Annotated in this window: 4 protein-coding genes; all 4 read right to left on the bottom strand. The window is 69.2% G+C overall.

Annotated features, from left to right (window positions below):
• Positions 1-68: 68 nt before the first annotated feature.
• The gene (locus tag ACFE99_RS25340) at positions 69-260 is read right to left on the bottom strand and encodes a hypothetical protein (protein ID WP_375489674.1); all 192 of its coding nucleotides are present in this window, start codon (positions 258-260) and stop codon (positions 69-71) included.
• On the bottom strand, positions 257-619 hold the full coding sequence (locus ACFE99_RS25345) for a hypothetical protein (protein WP_375489676.1): 363 nt from the start codon (positions 617-619) through the stop codon (positions 257-259). The genes ACFE99_RS25340 and ACFE99_RS25345 overlap by 4 nt, the downstream gene beginning before the upstream one ends.
• On the bottom strand, positions 616-834 hold the full coding sequence (locus ACFE99_RS25350) for a hypothetical protein (RefSeq protein WP_375489678.1): 219 nt from the start codon (positions 832-834) through the stop codon (positions 616-618). The genes ACFE99_RS25345 and ACFE99_RS25350 overlap by 4 nt, the downstream gene beginning before the upstream one ends.
• Positions 835-1,000: 166 nt before the next feature.
• Positions 1,001-2,050, bottom strand: a 1,050-nt coding sequence (locus ACFE99_RS25355) for an AAA family ATPase (RefSeq protein WP_375489680.1), incomplete at its 5' end; no start/stop codon positions are given.

Below are 2,050 nucleotides of genomic sequence, written 5' to 3' on the forward strand. Positions count from 1 at the left end.
TTTGTGGGGCGTGGCGTCCAGGCGCGCGGTGGCAGCGACGAGGCGCGGCCCTCTGGTGCGGTCGGTGCTCATGCGGTTGTCCTTCCGGCTTGGTTGGCAGCGTCGGCTAGTGCGGCGGCGAGACTGGCCGCGGCCGCGGGCGACAACACGGTCACGTCCGCGCCGACATGCAGCCGCACCCGGTCGCGGTCGACGCTGACGGCCAGCGGTGCGCCGTGCGTGTCGAAGGTCAGCGGCTCGGTGGGGTGGTGGGTGGTCACGGCGTGCTCCTCTGCCGGTGCCACCCGCACGCATCGCCGGGCCGGTGAACTGGCGTCTGACACGGAGTACCGGATACGGTGCGCCGGCCGCAGCGGTGGACGCGACGGCTGGCGGTGATGCGCGCCACGTAGTCGAGTGGCAGCGGGCCGAGCTGTTCGTGGGCGGCGGCGCTGCAAGTCGGGTCGTAGCGGACGTGTTCGTCTCCGATGGCGGCGCGTTCGGCGAGGATCAGGTGCTCGGCGCCGTCGGGGCCGACGGTGACCGCGGCGAGGTGGGTGGAGTCGCAGCGCTCGGTAGAGCGGGCGCAGAGGCACGCCGCGCGGCGGGGGTCGATGATCTGGCCGCCGCTGTCGGTCATGGTGCGGCCCTTTCTATGGTGAGCGGTTTGGCGCCGAGGATCGCGGCGAGGTTGGCTAAGGCGCGGGTTTTGGTGACGGTCTCGTGCTGGGATGGGTGGCCGGCGCGGGTGTTGCGGGCGATGAGCTTGCATTCGGCGCATAGCCCGGTGAGGTTGTGGGCGCCGAGCGTGGCGGCGCATTGGGTGCAGCGGGTGGGGATGCCGGCGCCGGTCATGCGTCGTCACTAACGAACTGAGCGGCGTTCTTGAGCGCGTGGTGTTCGTCGTGTGTGTTCGTGTTCGTAGTTCGTCCTATAGAACGAACTAACGAACTCACGAACTGCACGCACATCACTTCGTTGACGAACTGGCGACGAACTGCGACGAACTGACGAACTGGGGTCATTGGAACGGTCCTTGTGTCTCTGACGGACATGTTTGGCGGTGCGCTGACTGACACGATTGGTGCCGCGCAGAGTGGCTGGCGACCGGCATCCCACACTCGCTGCACGGGAATGCGATGCTGTGCAGCTTGGCTCGCCGCGGGCCTTCGGTGACGGTGATGAGCCCGTCGCGGACCGTCTTGGCGATGCCGGTGCGGATCGCCCGTTGAGTGTGCTCGTCGGCGAGCGCAGCCTCGATGGCGTTCTTGCTGAGTGGTTTGTCGGCTTCGGCGAGCGCCTGGACGACAGCGAGTTTGGCCGCCTCGGTCTTGGCGTCGCTGCGCGACCCTGCGGCGTAGGCGAGCCGGCGGGTGGCGGGGTCGAAGCTCAGCCGGCCCTCGTGGACGTCGACGTCGCGGCCGTAGGCGGAAAAGTAGCGCGGCGAGTCCGGTTCGTCGGTTTCGCGCACGAGTCGCCAGATGGCGTCGGGCCAGTCTTGTAGCCGGCTGTCGCCGCGGGCGCGTTCGTTGGCGTGACCCATGTGGTGCACGATCGCGGTGTCGGCGACACCGGCCTCGTCGAGCAGCCTGTCGTATGCGGTGAGGAACTGCCCGGCTTCGCGGCTTTCGTCCAGGCCGAGCGCGTCGAGGCAGGCCCGCAGACAGTCCAGGATCAGGTAGTCGCATCCCAGGTCGGAGAGCCGGCGCGCCCATTGGCCGCGGCAGCGGTCGTCGAGCGGGTTGAAGGCGGCCACTTTGCCGCGCAGCGCCAGCACGTCGGTGACTGCGGCGGTGTTGGTGATCGCCTGGTCGCGCAGCCATCGGCGCAGGGTGTTGTCGCTCATCTCGTTGTCGATGAGCACCACCCGGCGCGCCGGGGTGTTCACGGTGAACGCGCCCAGGAATGGGTCGCTGTCGGCCAGCGAGCGCAGCAGGTTGCCGATGAGCGTGGTTTTGCCGGCCTTGTACTGCGCGGACACGATGAGCCGCCCGGCCAGCGGAGCCACGGACTCGATGCGGTAGTGGGCGGGGGTGTCGGGCTCGGCGAGCAGCCCGGCGAGGCTCTTGGG

Source organism: uncultured Mycobacterium sp. (genome assembly GCF_964249325.1).
Taxonomy (GTDB): Bacteria; Actinomycetota; Actinomycetes; order Mycobacteriales; family Mycobacteriaceae; genus Mycobacterium.

Coding starts and splice junctions, on each gene's coding strand:
- ACFE99_RS25350 (WP_375489678.1), bottom strand. CDS start 834: ATGACCGGCGCCGGCATCCCCACCCGCTGCACCCAATGCGCCGCCACG.
- ACFE99_RS25345 (WP_375489676.1), bottom strand. CDS start 619: ATGACCGACAGCGGCGGCCAGATCATCGACCCCCGCCGCGCGGCGTGC.